13 protein-coding genes are annotated in these 16,997 nt (G+C 64.1%); 9 read left to right on the forward strand and 4 right to left on the reverse strand.

Features of this window, described 5'->3' with window-relative positions; all coding sequences use genetic code 11:
* Window positions 1-10: 10 nt before the first annotated feature.
* From RFA01S_RS23710 to RFA01S_RS23725, 4 genes are read left to right on the forward strand one after another with little or no spacing between them, the layout of a single operon-like run.
* Window positions 11-1,507, forward strand: coding sequence for a putative type IV secretion/conjugal transfer ATPase (locus tag RFA01S_RS23710; protein ID WP_032408326.1), 1,497 nt, complete (start codon window positions 11-13; stop codon window positions 1,505-1,507).
* Window positions 1,504-2,322, forward strand: a complete 819-nt coding sequence (locus RFA01S_RS23715) for a hypothetical protein (RefSeq protein ID WP_072692227.1) — start codon at window positions 1,504-1,506, stop codon at window positions 2,320-2,322. Before RFA01S_RS23710 ends, RFA01S_RS23715 begins: the two co-directional genes overlap by 4 nt.
* Window positions 2,319-4,166: a type IV secretory system conjugative DNA transfer family protein gene (locus RFA01S_RS23720; protein ID WP_032388734.1), complete on the forward strand. Its 1,848-nt coding sequence runs from the start codon at window positions 2,319-2,321 to the stop codon at window positions 4,164-4,166. Before RFA01S_RS23715 ends, RFA01S_RS23720 begins: the two co-directional genes overlap by 4 nt.
* Complete coding sequence (locus RFA01S_RS23725; RefSeq protein WP_032388735.1) at window positions 4,163-4,780, forward strand: DUF4913 domain-containing protein; 618 nt, start codon at window positions 4,163-4,165, stop codon at window positions 4,778-4,780. Before RFA01S_RS23720 ends, RFA01S_RS23725 begins: the two co-directional genes overlap by 4 nt.
* A 146-nt stretch (window positions 4,781-4,926) precedes the next feature.
* Here RFA01S_RS23725 and RFA01S_RS23730 read toward each other — a convergent pair whose 3' ends face one another.
* The 4 genes from RFA01S_RS23730 to mobF all read right to left on the reverse strand — a co-directional run bounded on the left by RFA01S_RS23730 (window position 4,927) and on the right by mobF (window position 12,830).
* The gene (locus tag RFA01S_RS23730; RefSeq protein ID WP_072692228.1) at window positions 4,927-5,484 is read right to left on the reverse strand and encodes a restriction endonuclease; all 558 of its coding nucleotides are present in this window, start codon (window positions 5,482-5,484) and stop codon (window positions 4,927-4,929) included.
* 663 nt (window positions 5,485-6,147) lie between these two features.
* Window positions 6,148-6,744 (reverse strand): hypothetical protein, encoded by a 597-nt coding sequence (locus tag RFA01S_RS23740; RefSeq protein WP_139278532.1) that lies wholly within the window; start codon window positions 6,742-6,744, stop codon window positions 6,148-6,150.
* Window positions 6,745-6,791: 47 nt separating this feature from the next.
* Window positions 6,792-7,871 carry a nucleotidyltransferase family protein gene (locus RFA01S_RS23745; protein WP_052060908.1) on the reverse strand — a complete coding sequence of 360 codons (1,080 nt, stop codon included), beginning with the start codon at window positions 7,869-7,871 and terminating at the stop codon, window positions 6,792-6,794.
* A 915-nt stretch (window positions 7,872-8,786) separates the two neighbouring features.
* Entirely contained in the window at window positions 8,787-12,830 is a 4,044-nt protein-coding gene (gene mobF / locus RFA01S_RS23750; protein ID WP_032388738.1) for a MobF family relaxase, read from the reverse strand.
* A 328-nt stretch (window positions 12,831-13,158) separates the two neighbouring features.
* Between mobF and RFA01S_RS23755 the strand changes: the two genes are divergently transcribed.
* The 5 genes from RFA01S_RS23755 to RFA01S_RS23775 all read left to right on the forward strand — a co-directional run bounded on the left by RFA01S_RS23755 (window position 13,159) and on the right by RFA01S_RS23775 (window position 16,886).
* Window positions 13,159-13,692, forward strand: coding sequence for a hypothetical protein (locus RFA01S_RS23755; protein ID WP_032388739.1), 534 nt, complete (start codon window positions 13,159-13,161; stop codon window positions 13,690-13,692).
* Complete coding sequence (locus tag RFA01S_RS23760) at window positions 13,689-13,895, forward strand: hypothetical protein (protein ID WP_032388740.1); 207 nt, start codon at window positions 13,689-13,691, stop codon at window positions 13,893-13,895. The genes RFA01S_RS23755 and RFA01S_RS23760 overlap by 4 nt, the downstream gene beginning before the upstream one ends.
* A gap of 434 nt (window positions 13,896-14,329) precedes the next feature.
* Window positions 14,330-14,962, forward strand: a complete 633-nt coding sequence (locus RFA01S_RS27930) for a hypothetical protein (RefSeq protein WP_052060909.1) — start codon at window positions 14,330-14,332, stop codon at window positions 14,960-14,962.
* A complete protein-coding gene (locus RFA01S_RS27935) occupies window positions 14,959-16,170 on the forward strand; it encodes a PrsW family intramembrane metalloprotease (protein WP_032408327.1) in 1,212 nt (403 codons plus the stop codon). The genes RFA01S_RS27930 and RFA01S_RS27935 overlap by 4 nt, the downstream gene beginning before the upstream one ends.
* Window positions 16,171-16,517: 347 nt before the next feature.
* On the forward strand, window positions 16,518-16,886 hold the full coding sequence (locus tag RFA01S_RS23775) for a histone-like nucleoid-structuring protein Lsr2 (RefSeq protein ID WP_032408328.1): 369 nt from the start codon (window positions 16,518-16,520) through the stop codon (window positions 16,884-16,886).
* Window positions 16,887-16,997 lie beyond the last annotated feature (111 nt).

The raw sequence follows: 16,997 nt of genomic DNA on the forward strand, positions 1-16,997 counted from the left end.
GGAGATTTCGATGCCGCAACACACCACCCGTCGTCCGTCCACCCGACCGGCCGCGACCGAGCAACCGGTACGCCCGCGGTTGCTCGGCGGCGATCGCGAACGACTCGGCGACGTCGGAGCCGTCCTCGAGGCCGCGCAGGCGGTCCCGAAGCGGATTGCCCGCCGTAAGCCACCTCGGCGGTTCGCGCTCCTCGACCGCTACGGCTGGTACGAACCCCGCTCCGAAGGCGCGTGGAGCACCACCAGGCAGTCCGAAGCGCTGAACCTGGCCATCAGCCGCCGCAGTGCCCGCCACCAGGGAGCGGTGACCGGCCTGAACCGGATCTCCCAGGATCTGGTGATCACCGATCCGTTCGAGCTCTACGGCACCGACATCTCCAACATCAACGTCTGCGTCGTCGGGGACATCGGCAAGGGCAAGTCCTCGATGATCAAGACCGCATTTCTGTGGCGGCAGATCATCTTCGGCCGACTGGTGGTGGTCATCGACAAGAAACGCCAGGGCAGCGAAGGCGAGTACTCCATCTTCGCCCGCACCCTCGAGGTGGAATCGGTCCGGTTCAAAACCGGTGGCGGCGGCGCCAGACTGAACCTGCTCGACCCGGCGATCACCACCGGCGGTGAACACGCCGGCGGCCTCGACGGTGTCACCCCAGCCGGTCAGGAAGCCCTCGTGCTCGCCGTCCTCGCCGACACGATGGAACGCCCGCTGACCACCCCGGAGAAGAGCGCCGTCGGCCGAGCGTTGGAGCTGGTCAACGCCGACGCCGCCGCCACCGGTCGCGCACCGGTGCTCAAGGATCTCGCCCGCCGCCTCGTCGAGCCGTCCACCGACGACGGCACGTACTTCGGTGACCGCTGGTCCGAGCGTTCCCTCGAATGGGGCTACGAGCCGGGCCTGGCCCTGCTGCGGCTGGTCGACCGGGACCTCAAAGGTCTCGTCGACGCAGAAACCTCCCCGGAGGTCCGGGCCGCGCTCGAGCACCCGTTCGCGCACTTCGACGTCTCCGCGCTGCCGACCGAAGGGCCTGCGTTGCGGGTGGTGATGACCGTGATCAACACCTGGTTGGCGAATCTGCTCGCGGCCCGCTCGTCGGTGTCCAAGCAGACCATCCTCATCGTCGAGGAGGGCTGGCACGTCGCCGAAGGTTCGACCGGCGCGGTGTTCCGATCGAACATGAAACTTTCTCGCGGACTGGGTCTGTCGACCGTCTCGGCCTTCCATCACCCCTCCGACATGTCCCACGACTCCCCCGCCCGGGCGCTCATGCAGGAAGCGGGAATCGTGTTCCTGTTCGCGCAGGAACGCTTCGACGACGCCCGCGAGACCGCGGAGATGTATCACCTCCCGCCCGGGTCCATCGACATCATCATGGGCCTGGGCCAGGGCGAATGCCTGGTCAAGATCGGCTCGTCCGATCCGATCCTGATGGAACACGTCCGCTCCCCGCAGGAGATTGCCCTCACCGACACCGATGCAGCCGTGAAAGGAGTCAAGCCAGCATGAGGACCTCATCGTCAGTGGCCCGACGTTCCCGCACCATCGACGTGCGCGTGAGCTCCGCGGCCTCGATCGGGTACGCTGACGACACCTGCTCGAGCAGCGAAGGCCGGTTCGCATCCCCCTCCGCCGCAGCACGATTCGCCGTCAGTCACGCCGCCGCCCTTGAGGCCGCCGCCCTCGACGCCGGTCGCCCCGACGACACCGACACCGTCACTGTCACCATCACTGTCGACGGGCACGACGACGTCTGCGTGTCCGGTACCGCCGGCGAGATCGCCTGCGCCCTCGCCGCCGTCCCGGCCTACAGCGCCGGCGTCCGCACAGCGCGGATACCGGCACCGGCCTACCTTTTGGCCGCCGGCGACGAGACCGCCCTGCCGATCCAATGGCGGAGCGACCTCGGCCCCGATAACCGTGTGATTGTGACAACCGGCGTCGACGTGCGTGTGCTCTCGATTCGGCCCGATCCACTGCCGAACTCGACACTGATGCTCGGACAGTGGGCACCGGTCATCGCGCACCGCCTCGCGCACGACCTCGCCCGCTCGATCACCGAGCGCAGCGGTCGATGCACCCCGGCCACCGTGACGTATCTGCCCGACCAGGGGCGGTTCGAGATCACCCATCCCGCCCCGATCTCCGATACCGATGCCGCCGCGGTGGCCCGGTACATCCGGATCACCCGACTTCGAGCCAACCTGGCCGCTCTCGACCCGGTCGCCGACGCGGACTGCGCTGTCGGTCTCGCCGCCGAGCTGCACGTGCTCGAAAGCTATTCCCGCCGTGTCCCTTCCACCGACGACAGGACAGTTCGATGAGTGCGATGCAATCCCCTCCCCGTAGACCCAGTGAGCCGTTCGTTCCATCCGAAGTCTGGGTCGGTGCCGCTCTGATCGTGGGGCTGGTGTTCGCTGTCGCCGGCGGCGGCATGGTCTCCTCGCTGGTCTCGGGCAAGGTGATCGCGATGCCCACCAGCCTCGGTGAGCTGTTCTCGATCTTCCGCGGGTTGGTCACCAATCCGTCGGACCCCGCGGCTGCGTGGCCGGCGACCGCGCAGCCGGGCCCGGCGTGGGTGACCTGGGTGTGCATTCTGGTGCTCGGTGCGCTGTATACCGCTGTGGCGCTGTGGATCAGCTCCGAGATCGACGACTGGCAGCACCACCGCGGTCAGGCGCAACGTGGATTCGCCGGTCGACGTGAGCTCGCCCGGGCGGGTATCGACGACAAGAGTGTCCGCAAAGCTGCCGTCGATACCCGTTCGTCGTTGAAGGGCACGCGGGCCTCGAGACTGGATGCGAGCGAGGTCGCGATCGCGTTGGGCCGCAACATGGTCGACCCCGACAAGGTCGTCTACATCAAGCAGAACGACTGCATGCTCGTCGAAGGCGTCACCGGCTCGGGTAAGACCTGGCGCGTGGCGTATCAGCGCTGCATGGACGCACCCGGCACCCTGCTCGTAACCTCGACGAAAGTGGACCTGATCTCGTCGACGTACGAGCACCGCGCCGCACTCGGGCGAGTGTCGATCTTCGATCCGGACAACAAAACAGGGTGGCCCGACCCGATCCGCTGGTCGATCCTCTCCGGATGCCAGGATCCGGACGTGGCAATCCGCCGCGCACAGAGCTTGGTGTCGGCAATGCCGATGGGAGACACCAAGAACGGCGGCTACTGGGAGGACAAGGCAGTAGTGCTGCTGCGCTGCTACCTGCACGCGGCCGCGATCAGCGGTGCGGATCTGGCCACGCTGCGCGTGTGGGTGAACTCCCGCAAAGGCCGCGAACCACGCGAAATCCTCATGCGGACGATGCCCGGCTGGGAAGCCGAACTCGGCCAGATCCTCGACTCCGGATCGGACTCCTCCGACGACATGATCGGAGCGGCCAGCAGACTCCTCGCCCCGCTCGCCTCCCCCGCCTTGCTCAAGGCGGTCGATGTGCCGATGCGCGAGTCGTTCGACATCGACGAGTTCATTCGATCCGGCGCGGACACGCTGTATCTGTTGTCGAAGGGCAAGGACAATTCTGCGGCACCGTTCATCGCGGCCCTGGCCAGCGAAGTGCACTACCTCGCCGATCGGCATTCGCAGACCCTGCCCGGTGGCCGATTCGATCCCCCGATCCGGTTCGAGCTCGACGAAGTCAACAACGTCGCCCCGATCCCGGGCCTGCCGGATCTGATGTCGGACTCGGGTGGCCGGGGCATCACCATCCACGCCTACGCCCACAACGAAGAGCAGAACAAGCTCCGCTGGGGCGCGGTCGCGGGCAAGATGTTCGCCGACAACTCCCCCGCGCGCTTGATCCTGCCCGGCCTCAAAGGCGAGGAGCTGCAGGCGATCTCGAAGATGCTCGGCGACCGATACGAGTGGCAGCCCTCCGGCAGCGCCCAGTCCGGCCCGACGCTGCGAGAGGTACCGGTGATGTCGCCGGCGCAGATCCGCCAGATGGACCCCGATCAAGGGCTGCTGATCTACCGGACCGCCCCGCCGATCCTCGTGCACCTGCCGACGGTGTGGGACGAGAAGGAGACACGTGCCGCGGTGCTGCAGTCGCAGAAGGTGTTCGACGAAATCGTGGCATCGGGCACCGCGCCTCGTACCGAGGTGCAGTCCGGTGCGGTGGTGCTCGACAAGGTCAGTGACGGGACGACGCTGTCGTGACCGCACCGAGGCCCGAGCAGGAAGAGTCCGTGCCGTCGCGGTTCACCTGGCGCTATCTTGATGCCGAGCAGGCGCGGGCCCTGTGGTCGGAGCTGATCGACTGGACCACGTGGCTGCGTGAGCGCTACGAGCTCGGCACGAAGATTCCGCCGTGCTGGTACCGCCACGACCCCGTCGTCGAGGAATTGAGCGCTCTGATGGCGGCGTGGACCGATGCCTACTATCGCGGTGACGAGTACCGGGACGACCTCACCGCCTGGCACACGCAGTGGTTTCGGCCGCTCATGGCGCGTATCCGTGACATCTCGGACTTCGACAGTTGCACCCACGATCGGTGCGCACACCGGCCGTTGCCGTCGGCCACGCTCGCCGGCATCGAGGAGTTCGTCGACGCCGACGTCAACGCCCGCCCCGAACCGGCCCCGCCTGCACCGGTCGCCGACGTCACCACGGCCGAGGAAGTGCGCACCATCCCCGCCGAGGACATGGACATGGCCATCGACTCCGGCCTCGCCGAACCACTCGACCCCGCCGACCCAGACAGCCCCGTGAGCTTCGAGGGCATCGAATGGACCTTCAACGCTCGCATGGGCACCTGGGTTCGCTACACCTGACCGAAAGCCCCTCTACTGCTCCGACAAGTTGGCAATCAGGTTTGCAAGCTGCTCATCCAGGTCGTTTAGCACAAAGTTACAAAGGGCTAGGAAGTCGGTCATGCTGTCCGGAAACGCGTAACGGTCGAGACCGTCTATGGTATGTATTATGCGACTGGCCAGCGTCCGGCGAGAGCCTCTGTCGTAGCTGTCTTAAGAGCGTTAGCTCGCGCGCCTATAACAATATCCGGCCGATCGAGTGGATTATCCGCTGGGTTCCGAAGGTTTTCAATTTCACTCGAGTGAATGACGGTAGAGATGCGATCGCATCTCCGATTTATTCGTTCACACTGGCGATCGATGTACTCGCTACTGGTGCCATTCTTAACTTCTTCCAGGCTGGTCAGAGTTATGTTGCTGCTATGCGCCATCGCAGGAGCTCCCGATTGAAAGCCCCTCTTGCTGAGAATTATTCCTCGATCAGCACCGATGTCAGACACAATGGCCGACAGCGTGGCAACCGTTGCTTTGGGAACACGGCGGTTCCAATATTTGCACTCAACTATCCAGAGGAATTCGACGCCGGCTCGATACCCGCGCACGGCAACGTCAACTGAATGTTTGCCACGCGCACCGTCCAAGCTGGCGTCAGTTTCTGCGATCAATCCTAATTCTCGGTAGTACGACGCGGTCGCTTCTTGATAGTCTTTCCATGCTGGCACCATGCCCTCAGGTTATCGGCCGCTTCTGCAAGCCCGAGCAAACGGCATAAGCGCGTTGGTGACGACACGCTCGCCGCAGTTGTCCATCCCGACACAGACCTTCAGGGCAGCGCTACCTGAGCAGCCTCCACCACGACCCGATCGCAGCGAGATCCGTTGACATGGCTTTGACGAGTTCCGCCCGCCTGGCGTCCGAATCAGTTCGGACGTAAGCGACACCGAGGGGAACATCTCTTGGTCTCTTCAATGGTGGCATGGACCATGCTTCGGTCATCTTCGGACCTGCTTCGCGCACAGCAGTACTTACAAAGAGGTCGTATGCCGCTGCGACTGCTGCTGGAGCATGTAGTTGGAGCAGTGCTTGGTGATGCGAAACTGCGGTTTTGCAGTCCGAGAGTGCGCCGGACAACGCAGACCAGTTGCTCGGGTCCTTCGTTTTGCGCCGGATCCGGTACGGGCCCTCGAGATACATCTCGACTGCTCCGAGAGCATCCGCGTACAGGTCAGCTCTTTCGCTCCTGCGCGCGATCTTACGTTGGATGACGTAGCCCACTACCGCAACGACTGCGGCAAGGGTCGCCGCGAGGAGGGTGGCGGCGAAACCCGACCAGTCAGTCCCCGCTCCTGCACTTTGAACGCATTCCACCGCGTGAGCGGCGACCAATGTCACGCTGCCTCCCCGGCAAAACCGTGTTCCGCCTCGTCTCCCAGCCAGACGCCACCGCCGTCGCCTACTGTGGCTCGCCAATGCGCTTCGTACCCAAGGTGATCAACGATGAGATCGAGCAAATCCAGCAAACCCTTGTCAGCCGTCCAACGACGCTGTGGTGGATCGTCGGGGTAGTACAGACACAACGCATCGTCGACCGGCATCCGGTGCTTGGACGGCAAACCGCGTTGCGCCCAAACACGGGGGTAGTCCTGCGCGGGCAGATCGTAGGTGTCGTAGGACGGCTTTGCGTAGAACACGACCGAGGCGTCGATCAGATCGGTCGGCCCAACCACATCCAGGGGCACGTGGTATTCCAGGGCATACGGGCCATCGATAACTTGCAGGCGGTGCCCAAACTCCCTGCGAGCAGCTGACTCAAGTTGGATTCGCCATGCCGGGCACAATCCATACCAAGGGTCGGGCACTCCGAACGGCCCGTTCAGCTGAAACAGCGTTCTCCAGTCTGCAGGCCTGTAGTCCGGGTGTCCCGGCCGTAGCGCGGGTAACGGCGCATTCGGTGACATCATCCGCGTTTCGTTGTTGACCGGCAACGAGCGGGTCCCGACTCCGCGGCGCGACCGCCGAGCCTGGGACGAACTCATGGTGCCCAAGATCTGGTCGGCGTCCGGTTCCGAGTCTGCGGGCGGTCTCCCACGGTAACGCGAGACGTCCGCGCCGCTCTCATGTCTGCGGTTCTCTGAAGCTGCTGTGCCGTGACCGCCTTAATTTCCGGCGGCGGGAGCATGTCTTTGTCGTTGAAGAAACTCGCGAGGGCTTCCACTGCGAGCACGTGGTAACCGTCCCTTTCAAAGGAAATGGCGTCGGTGAGCTTGTCCCGTGCCTTGCTCAGCTTCGCGACTAGCTCGCTGCGGTCACCCGGGATGCTGATCGCGCCGGCTACATCTGCTGGGTCCGGTGTTTCTCTCCATGAGAGGTCGCCGATGGCTGACTCGAACCACGCGAGCATCCCGTCAAGCTGGTTCATCGACTCCGTGAGGCTTTCAAGGCCTAGGGCTTTGATGTTCCAACTGCAGAGCGGCTTCGAGTGTCTGCGCGCCCAGTGCTTGAGCAAGCGGACAGTGCGTGAGTAGTTGTACGCGCTGCTCTTGGCCGCATCCCTGACCAGGTCCGTGTGGGCCTCCGGGTCGGATCGGTCCCAGGTATCGTAGTGCGGGATCCACAGCCCCGACCCCGTCCAGCAGTCGAGCGCAACGATCACGTCAGCGCTGAAGTCCGAGACGTCAGGATCGACAGGGTCTCCGAACGACACGTACACCGAGCGCTTTCGGCCGCCCACGTAGATGCGTAGGTTGGGAAACTCCTCCTTGTGGGCCGTTCGGATTGCTACGGCTACTCGTTCCTGTAGCTCGGCCGGTCCCTTGCCGTACGGCCCGTAGGAGCCGTCGGAGTTGGGGACAACGATGCCGAGGTCGATGTCTGTGAGTGGAGTAAGCGCGTCGCCGTGGGCAATCGACCCGTTGACATACGTTCGGCTGTCCGTGCCGAACTCGGCCTTCAAAGTGGCGGCAAGCAAATCCCTGCGACGGCGCGCCTCGTCCAGTTCGTCATCATTGACCTGAATCCGCTGTCGCGCCTCCTTGAGGACCTGCAAGAGCGTCTTCTCGGAGTCCGACCGCGCCAGCGCGATCCCGTCGGTTTTCGGTGTGGACTGATACATACTTCCTCCTACCGCAGGCGGCAGCAGGGGTACGCATATTTTGACGCGCACCGTACTCGGGGATAAGTTTGCCGAGAACCGCCAAGTTCAGCCTTTGACCCCGAGTCCCGCTGCCCCGGCAGATGTCGAATCGGGGTCATTGGTCTTTGATCGAACACTACACCTAGCGCCGACAGCGCAAGGCATAACAACATCTGGTGTTACACGATTGGCATTTAGGTACCGGATACGAAACCTGCGTCCGTCGCCTCTTGCGGCCTGCCCTTGTCGCCAACAAGTTCCTCGCCTTCGCGTTCCGCATCCCTCCCTGTCACGCGGTCCACTGCAACATCGTGGTTTGGACGGTGATGTGCGGCAGCCTGTTTGCCACAACAACAAGCGGGCTGCCGGCGCACTGAAAGCTGTGCGCAACCTGCGCTGAGTCGTTGATCGCCCAGGCTTCTCCGAGCTTGAATTTCACTACCACGGTGAAAATCTCTGGTCGTCATTTTGAACGAGCCATCGGCACCCACTCGTCAGAACTGAGGCGGAAAGCGTCGGAACACCGAGCCTCCGCTGCTTCGTGCGCCTGCACAGCAGTTTGTCGCGGCGACTACCTTTGCTCCACGTCTTATTACGAACTCCGGTACCAATCACTCCGTTCTCGGCCAGAACCGCTCGCCCGAAAGGGATCCGTCAGGGATGGCATTGGCCGGCACGGCGCTGCTGGGTTCGGTGACCAGCATTGGCAAGCAGGGTCACCACTAACCTCAGTCGCTGTTCTGTCGCAGTGTTTGCGTCTAACAACCTCATCGCCGTCGTCTCAGAACGGCGCGGACCGTCAGGGTTGAGTGGGTAACGGCATTCTTTGGATTCGACCGACCAGGACGCCCGGAACCCCGCTACGGCCGCCACTTCGCATCTGTGCGGACGGTCTTAGATGAGCGGTCCGCGAGTCGGTCCCAGTCGTCGGGCGTGCTGTTGGCGCAGTTGTTCGCGACGCTCTGCTTTGCGCTCAACAGCGAGGCGGCGTTGTTCTGCCGCGCGTTGCTCTGCGGCCTCTCGTCGCGCCCGGTCCGTGTCGACGGCCGGATCGGGCGTCGCAGGTTGTGGAGCCGGTGCCGACTGCTGTCCGGGGCCTGCGTGGGCGGCCACCGACGCGGGTGCGGTGACTGTCTTGATGCGGGCGTTGACCTGATCCCACGCGCGGGCCGCTTCGCCGTGTTCGGGTCGATCACCTATAAGCGTGCGGTCGGTGTCGATGCCGAATTGTTCTCGGTAGGCCCCAACTTGACCGGCGGTGATCTGCCAGCGCAGTCGGGCAGCGCCGGAGTCGGGAACTTCGCCGAGGTGGCGGGTCCAGGCGGGTTGTTCGTCGACGGCGCGCTGTCCGAGCTCGCGGGTGCGTTCGGCGATCTCGGTGTAGCGGCGGCGGCTCCAGGCGACGAGCTCGGGGTCGATTCCCTCGCGGTCCTGCATCGGTGGCAGGACCCAGCTCGGGGCACTGTGGTCGCGTGCTTGTCGGCCGAGGGGCCAGCGTCGTTCGGCGGCGTCGAGTAGATCCGCTGCGCTCGGGTCGGGGTCGGTGACACCACGGCACAGTTCCACGATCGCCGCGTGCGGGTCTTTGCCGGCGCGTTCGGCATTGCGTAGGTGCGCGGCGAGGTCTGGCCACCCCCCATCGTCGCCGAGGATGGTCTCGGCGTGCTCGCCGAACTGGGTGCGCAGAGTCGGTTCGATGTTCTGCGCCCAGGCGTGCATGTCTTCTGCGCCGTTCTCGATGTGCTTTTCGAGTCGCCAGTGCATGACGGCGGACACGGAGTCGGCGCTGGCGAGTTCGCGCTCCGAGCGTGCGGCGGCGAGGGTGGGGGCCGCGTCGAGGCCGAGCTGCTCGGCGCGGCGGTACTGGTGGACGAAGGTGTCCCATTCGGCTTCGGCGATCATCGTGTTCGCCAGTTCCGGCCCCATGTTCTCGCGGACGATCGCTTGGATGCGGTGCGCGTCGATGAGTTCGCCCGCGTACTCGTATCCGCCGACGTTGTAGTCGAGCTTGCGGTGTGCGACGGCGGCGTCGCGTTGCTGTTCGGTCGCCGAGACGTCCGAGCCGTCGCGGCCGATGATGGTCCGCACGACTTCGTCGGCGATCTTCTTGTCCGGGTGCACGTGGATCAGGTGCGGGTCGACGATGCGGTCGATGGGCACGTACAGCTGGTTTCCATTACGGCCGCGGGTGAGGGCGACGTAGAGGGCTTGTCGGTTCATGGTGTCGTCGACGAGGACGTGGACCTGGTCGACGGTCATACCTTGCGACCGGTGGATAGTGGCGGCGTAACCGAGCTCGCAGTGCTCTGTGACGTACTCGGCCGGCAGGCGGATGCTCCCGCCGTGTTCGAGGTGGCGCACGGTCAGCGATCCGTCGCGGTGCGCAGTCTTGACCGTCCACAAATCGCCGTTGCGGACCCGTTCCCCGCGTGTTCCAGTCACCCGCAAGCTGGTGTCGTTGCGGCGGGTGACGATGCGGTCCCCGGCGCTGGCGCGCAGTCTGTCGGACAGGTCGTTGCCGCCCTTCTTGACCAGTCCCTTCGCGAGGCGTTCGGCGCGGGCCCGGTCGTTGAGATCGCGGACGGCGTGGTTGCTGCTGGCGATCATCAGCGACGTCGTCTCGGTGTCCGAGGTCTTCGCCCAGGCGGTGAAGACCTTTTCGGCGAGGTCGTCGGCCATGCCGTGCTGGACGCGGTCTTTCGCGGCGTACCAGGCGGCGACGGAGGTGTCGCCGTCGCGCAGTCGCAGCGAGATCTCGGCTTCTTCTTTGTCGCGGAAGCGGTGGACGTCGACCAGTTCCGGTGCCGCGCTCGATCGAGCGACCAGCCGCAGTGCACCGCCCGTGTCGACGGCGGCGAGCTGCTGCGGGTCGCCGAGTAGTCGGACCACTGCTCCGTGCTCGGCTGCGATATAGGTCAGCCGGTCTAGATCGTGTGTCGAGGCCATGCCCGCTTCGTCGACGAGGATCATCGCCCCCGGGGTGATGCCGGTGTCGAGTTCGTTCTGGTAACGGGTGAGGACGTCGGCGATGGTGCGGCCGGTGACACCGAGTTCGTCACCGAGGACGCCGGCGGCTTTCGCGGACGGTCCGAGGGCGATCACGTCGTATCCGGTGCTGCGCCACGCGTCGACGACCACGCGCATGGCGGTGGTCTTGCCGGTCCCGGCCGGACCGACACCGGCAGCCAGGAGGGCACCCGAGAACAAGAAATGCTCGACGAGTACCTTCTTGTCCGCGCCCAGATCCCAGCCTCTGCGTTGGGTGTGCGCGGCGAGGGCGGCGACGTAGGCGTTGCCGGGTGCCATGACCGCGGTCGGGGTGTGGGCGGCACCGACGAGGCGGTGTTCGGCAGCGAGGATCGCTGCGCTGGTGTAGGTCTCGTTGCCGTGCACGGTCAGGATCGACGCACCATCGCTGCGCTGCAACGCCTTGGGTGTCGCGTCGACCTGGCGAGTCAACCGGATCGACTCCCCGCCGAGAGCGGCTTCGGTGACCTTCTCGGCGACCGCGTCACGCTCGGCCGCGGTCGCGAACACCAGCGGCCGTAGTTGTCGTTGGACTTCGGCTTGGATGTGCCAGCGGTTCCAGCTCGAGCGTTGCTGTGCGATACGTGCGACGGCGGTGCGGGCGATCTCGCGGTGGTCGATCGAGGCGGCATCAGTGACGGTGATCGTGTTCCCGGTGCTCGTCTTCAAGGCGGAGTTCAGGGCCCGTCGGCCGACGACGTCGAGCGCGCGTTCGCGCCATTCCGCGCGTTGTGCACCGAGTGATTTCGGGGGTGCTTTCTCGTTGCGGGTTTCCAGGGTCGCTTGGTCGGCGAGGCGCATCTGGATCGCGGTCGAGGGGTCTTTGCCGTGGGTCTTGCGGTAGTCGGCGACGAGCTTTTCCAGGCGTGATTCGATGGCGTCGCGGCGGGAGAACTCGCTGAGCAGTGCGGTGGGGATGCCCTCGATTTCGCGGACGGCGCGTTTGTTGATTCCGGTGCCGGGTCGGTCGGCGAACACGGTGCCGAGCTCGCGGGTGACGTACTCCTCGATGAGGGAGTTGTAGCGCTCGGATGCGGCGACGGCGAGCTTGTGCAGCACGCGGCCATCCAGGCTGCGCCATTTGCCGTCGACGCCTTGCACTTTGGTGGAGATCGCGACGTGGGTGTGCAGGTTCGGGTCACCGTTGCGGTTGTCGCGGTGATCGAACCGGGTGTACATCAGGCCGGTCGATTCGATCTGTCCGACACCGGCTTTGCCGACGCGGGTGTAGGAGGCGTTGTCCTCGACCCAACCAATGGCATCGCTCACCGCGGCGCTGTGTGCGCGCTCGATCCTGACACGGGTGTCGTCGTCGCCCAGGCCCCAGAGAACCGAGACAGATTTCTGTGGCGTGAACACGCAGTCGTAGCCGGCGACGGGTTGGCGTTCGCGGCGTTGCTGCGAGGCGATGTAGCGGACGAGTTCTGCTTCGCTGGCCGGTGATCGGCCAACTTCGCGGTGGAATTCGTCGGCTCCGACGCGGTAGCGGATCTGCTGGCACTGCTCGGCAGTGAGGGGCTTTCCGCCGGCGGCGCGGTCGCTGTCGATCTCGGCGCGGATGCGTTTCATCAGCGGCACCTCGTTGCGGAAGCTCGCGAACTTACGGCCGAGTCGCACGCTCTCGATCGCCGCGTTCGCCTTCGTGCCGTCGAGGACAGCAGCCTCGATCAGCGCCTGGGCTTCGGGGTGCAGGCCCTCGCCGAACAGGGCCTTCATCTGGTCCTCGCGGACGTCACCGGACACGCCGAGTTCGGCCGAGGCCCGCCCTCCCCAGATGCCCGGTTCGGCGCCTTCGGCGGAATAGTAGTCGGTCAGGTCCTGGCCGCGTTCGAGACGAATGTCGGCGCTGGCGACCTCGCGGGTGAGGTAGGTGTAGCCGTCACCCGCGTGCAACGCGTGGACGGTCATCATCGCGGGCACCGCCGCCGACGAGCCGGTGTGCGACGAGATCTCACGGGACGATCTCGCTCGAATTCTGCTTCTGAATCGCGCGGCACAGTCGCGATAGTACGCAGATTCCGCCCATGGACACTAATAGTGCAAGAGGTGTGTGGCGTTTAGTTGGTCATTTCGCAAACGGTTACAAGAAATTCGAAGTCGATAGTATCTGCATTTCGGACGAATCAGAACGTGCATGGACCTTGGGGGACGAAAGCTGCAGCAAGACAGACGAATCGAGGCGCATGCGGGTACGTAGCACTCTTTCGCCGGCCGACATTTCGGCGGTAGCCTGTCTCGTATGACTCCCTCGAACGGCGGACCGGTCAGCGCTCGGGAACGGGCTCGGCGGGCGAATGCGCAGAGATTGTCGGACGCACAGTTGCGTTTGAAGAATCAGGAGCAGGATCTGATTTCATATTTCGATGCCACCCGCGACGAACAAAAAATCAATGACGATGTGGCCTTGAGGATCGAGCGGTTGCGGCGGGACGCGGAAACCAAACTTGACGCGGCGCGCGAGCGGCGCGCAAGAGCACTTGCTGAGCTGAAGAAACGCGGCGAGACATACGCGAGTATTGCGGCCTTGGTGGATCTTTCAGTGCCCGAAGCGACGCGCTTGGTCAAATCGACGATGGCGGCACGTGCGACCGTCCGGTCCAACGTCGATCCGGCTGCAGAGAATGACGTGGGGGGCACGAGTAGTACGGAAGAGAGTGTCGAGAGCCCTGGAGATTCCGCATCGATCGCCGCTGCCGAGCCATCGAGAGATGAAGACTCCTGGGCAGATGGCGAGGGCGGACGCAGCATCGCGGTAGGAGGTGAACGACCGTGATCGCACTTGTTGCCATCGGATTGATCGTCGCAGGAGCGCTGTGGCGCGCTGGTAAGTCAGAGACTGGTTGGCGGTTCGCTCCTCTGCGGGCAACAGGAGTCATCGCCGCGGGCGTGTTCCGCATCAGCGTGATTGTTGCTTCGATCTTGTTGGCATTTTTCGTCGCCGCCACTATTGGCGCGTTGCGCAGCACCCTTCCATAGCGAAGCGAGGCTTCGTCACGTGGCGATTTTCCGGCGTAGTCCGGATATTGCCCCATGCGGGTTCACGGGTACGCACCACTTCGCCTTCGCAGCGCTCGCGCTCGTGTGCGTTTGGTGTTCCACGATCGTGCTATCGCATGCGTGTCAGGTCAACAGGTCACGTGCCTACCGGTGCAACCCGCAAGGAAACACAGTTGCATCCAACGGTACGGGAACAGAATTCGGTGTGCTGCAAGCGGCGCACTCGGGAATTGTGTCGACACCGCAGGAGCCGAACGGGTCGAGCGTGGGGACTCACTGTTGGGGAGCGATGCGGCAATGTTGATCGTGACTGTGAACCTCGGCGGCGGCAGCCGACTTCAAGGTCGACGCCGAAGTAACATCTGCGATGTCCAATGAATGTGTGAAGGCACCGAACAGGGAGAGGCGCGCCTGTGACACTGACCCAACCCAGCAAGCACAGGGCGCGGGTGCCGGCCGAACACCGGGTGCTCGGCCTCGACATAAGATCACTTCCACCCGCACTGTTCGTCATCGCGGTGTTCGTGGTCCTGACCATCGTCGTACCGAGAATCGACTCCTCTCTCGCCTGGGACGATCCGACCGAGGCAGGCGAGCAACTCGCCCTTACCGACACAATCGAATTCACCCCCACCGCAGGCTGGAACGTCGAAAGCGGTTTTCGAGTCGACCCAGGCGCATCGGTGCAGAAGTCCGGCGACGTCATTCTCGCCGGCGACGGTGTGACGTTTCAGATCTCGTCGGACTCCTTCGACGGCACTCCGTCCCAACTACTGGACCAGACAGCGAAGGTCACCTCACGTACCAGCGATCCTTCCTTTCAGGTCGAGGGCGATCGAACCAACCTCACGACGGTGACCGGAGAACCCGGCGTCCTTGCGCCCTACAGCAGCATCCGAGGAGACGGTCTGGCGGCGACCTTCGTTATCGACGGGACCGGCCTGCAGATCACGGCATACGGCCCACCCGCCCAGATGACCGCAGCCGCCGAGAACATCCGAGACATGATCACCAGCATCCGCAGCACGGACGGGAACAACCGATGAGCGACAACGTAATCGAGACGTCGACGGATCCATCGGCTACCGATGCGCAGCGACGCCAGGACGACGCTGTGAAGATCTCCGGCTGGGGCGAACGATTCGAGTTCTTTCAACCTCACAATTTCTCGTTCTGGGTGTACATCGCTCTCACCGCCCTCGGTGCTGTACAAGCCTGGTCCTTCTTCGCTCCGAAGGCCGGGTTCTACGCCGACGGGTTCGCGATAGCGGCCGTCCTCTGCGGCCTGTGCGGTCTCGCCTGGCTCGCGTGGTTCCGCCATATCGACCGGTGGGAACGTCAGCCCGGCACGCTCATTGCAGCTGCGCTGCTGTGGGGCGCAATTCCCGCGACGTTCGCCTTCGCCATGACCGTGAACACCGCGATGCTCGGCATCTACCCCAAGCTCTTCGGCCAAGTCTGGAGTGCCAACTGGGCCGCAGGTGCGACGGCACCGATCACCGAGGAAGCAGCCAAGCTCTGCGGATTCGTGCTTCTGATGGGCCTCGCTCCGCGCTTGGTCCGAACCGCAAATGACGGCTTGATCATCGGAGCCTTCATCGGACTCGGGTTCGCCGTCTTCGAGGACTTTCTCTACTCCGCGACCGCGTCTGCTGGGTCGTTCGGGACCGACCCGTTCGGCAATGCCGTGCAGATGTCCTTTACCCGGATCGCGGTCAGCTTCATATCCCACCCCCTGTTCAGTGCGTTGGTCTGCGGTGGAGTTCTCTACCTGATCGGGACCAACGCGCAACCCCGCAGAATCGGACGGGGTCTCGCGTTCGTGGCAACCGGAATGGTTTTGCACTTCATGTGGGACGACGCGGGTGGCCTCAGCGGCGGCAACGGCTTGGCCGTCTTCGGCGTCTGGTTCGTCTCGATCGTTATCGGATTCACGGTACTGACCATCGCGTTCCGCCGTGCTGCGCCGCGCGAGTACCAATTCGTCCGCGACATCCTCGCCCCCGAGGTCGAGGCCGGACATCTCACCGATACCGAGGTCGAGGGCGTGCTGGAGAAGAGGGCACGCAAGGCATTCGAGAAAGCCGCTCCGAATCGGCGGTCCCGCAAGGCGCGTAAGCATCTCCGACGAGCAATCCTCGACCTTGCACACGACGTCGCGCGCGACAAGAGCTCGGACACAGAGGCCGTCCGACACTCCCGCGCCGAGGTCGAACGCCTCCGGGCTGATTCAGAACTAACCCGGGCCCTCTGACAGCAACATCTCACTCCTGGCTGCAAGCGCAATCCCTTAAACCCGGGCGACTGTGCATCCGAAAGACGGTGGCCTAAGGAGGAGATAGATCCGAACGAAACGTTCGCGGGCGTCACCGCGACCAATACTGTTGCGCTGTAGCGTTCGTAATTGTTGAACGGCATCACCTGTGCGCCAGCAATAGTGCTTTCTCGGTGTCTGAACGCCCGAGTACGGGAAACCGAATACAAGTCGATCGCGGCTCAAGTGATTGGGTCGATGACCAACGCAAGTATCGGCACCGGTTACCCTGCATGAAGACGGATGCAGTGACGCTTCGTAACGTGTATCGGAAAGGTTCTACGGCTGTGGCCAAACGAGTGACAACCCAATTGGTGGACGATATCGACGGGTCGGTCATCGACGACGAGTCCGGCGAGACGATCGAATTCGCGATCAACGGCGTCGAGTACTCGATCGACCTGAAAGCGAAGAACGCGAACGAGTTTCACAAAAAGCTCGACTACTATGTCGAACACGCGACGCGAGTCGGTGGCCGCAAGCGCAAGCCCTCCCCCGCTGCTGCGTCTGCCGCTGCAGCGGCCGACGGATCAGCCAAGCGTGATCCAGAGCAGACGCGAGCGATTCGGCAGTGGGCTTTCGACCAGGGCTACGACATCAGCGAACGCGGCCGCATCCCGGCCGACATCGAAGAGGCGTACAACGCCGCACACTGACAGGCGGGGCGCCGCCTGCGGCTACGCGAGCGGCCGCTTTACGTTCTCTGTGCTGCCCGGGCCGTGGCAGGACGGAGCGCAGTGGAGTTCGATTCACCTGCCGCCCGCATG

The organism is Rhodococcoides fascians NBRC 12155 = LMG 3623 (assembly GCF_001894785.1).
GTDB lineage: Bacteria > Actinomycetota > Actinomycetes > Mycobacteriales > Mycobacteriaceae > Rhodococcoides > Rhodococcoides fascians.

Coding starts and splice junctions, on each gene's coding strand:
- RFA01S_RS23720 (WP_032388734.1), top strand. CDS start 2,319: ATGAGTGCGATGCAATCCCCTCCCCGTAGACCCAGTGAGCCGTTCGTT.
- RFA01S_RS23715 (WP_072692227.1), top strand. CDS start 1,504: ATGAGGACCTCATCGTCAGTGGCCCGACGTTCCCGCACCATCGACGTG.
- RFA01S_RS27935 (WP_032408327.1), top strand. CDS start 14,959: ATGAGCGACAACGTAATCGAGACGTCGACGGATCCATCGGCTACCGAT.
- RFA01S_RS23745 (WP_052060908.1), bottom strand. CDS start 7,871: ATGTATCAGTCCACACCGAAAACCGACGGGATCGCGCTGGCGCGGTCG.
- RFA01S_RS23710 (WP_032408326.1), top strand. CDS start 11: ATGCCGCAACACACCACCCGTCGTCCGTCCACCCGACCGGCCGCGACC.
- RFA01S_RS23730 (WP_072692228.1), bottom strand. CDS start 5,484: ATGGTGCCAGCATGGAAAGACTATCAAGAAGCGACCGCGTCGTACTAC.
- mobF (WP_032388738.1), bottom strand. CDS start 12,830: ATGATGACCGTCCACGCGTTGCACGCGGGTGACGGCTACACCTACCTC.
- RFA01S_RS23755 (WP_032388739.1), top strand. CDS start 13,159: ATGACTCCCTCGAACGGCGGACCGGTCAGCGCTCGGGAACGGGCTCGG.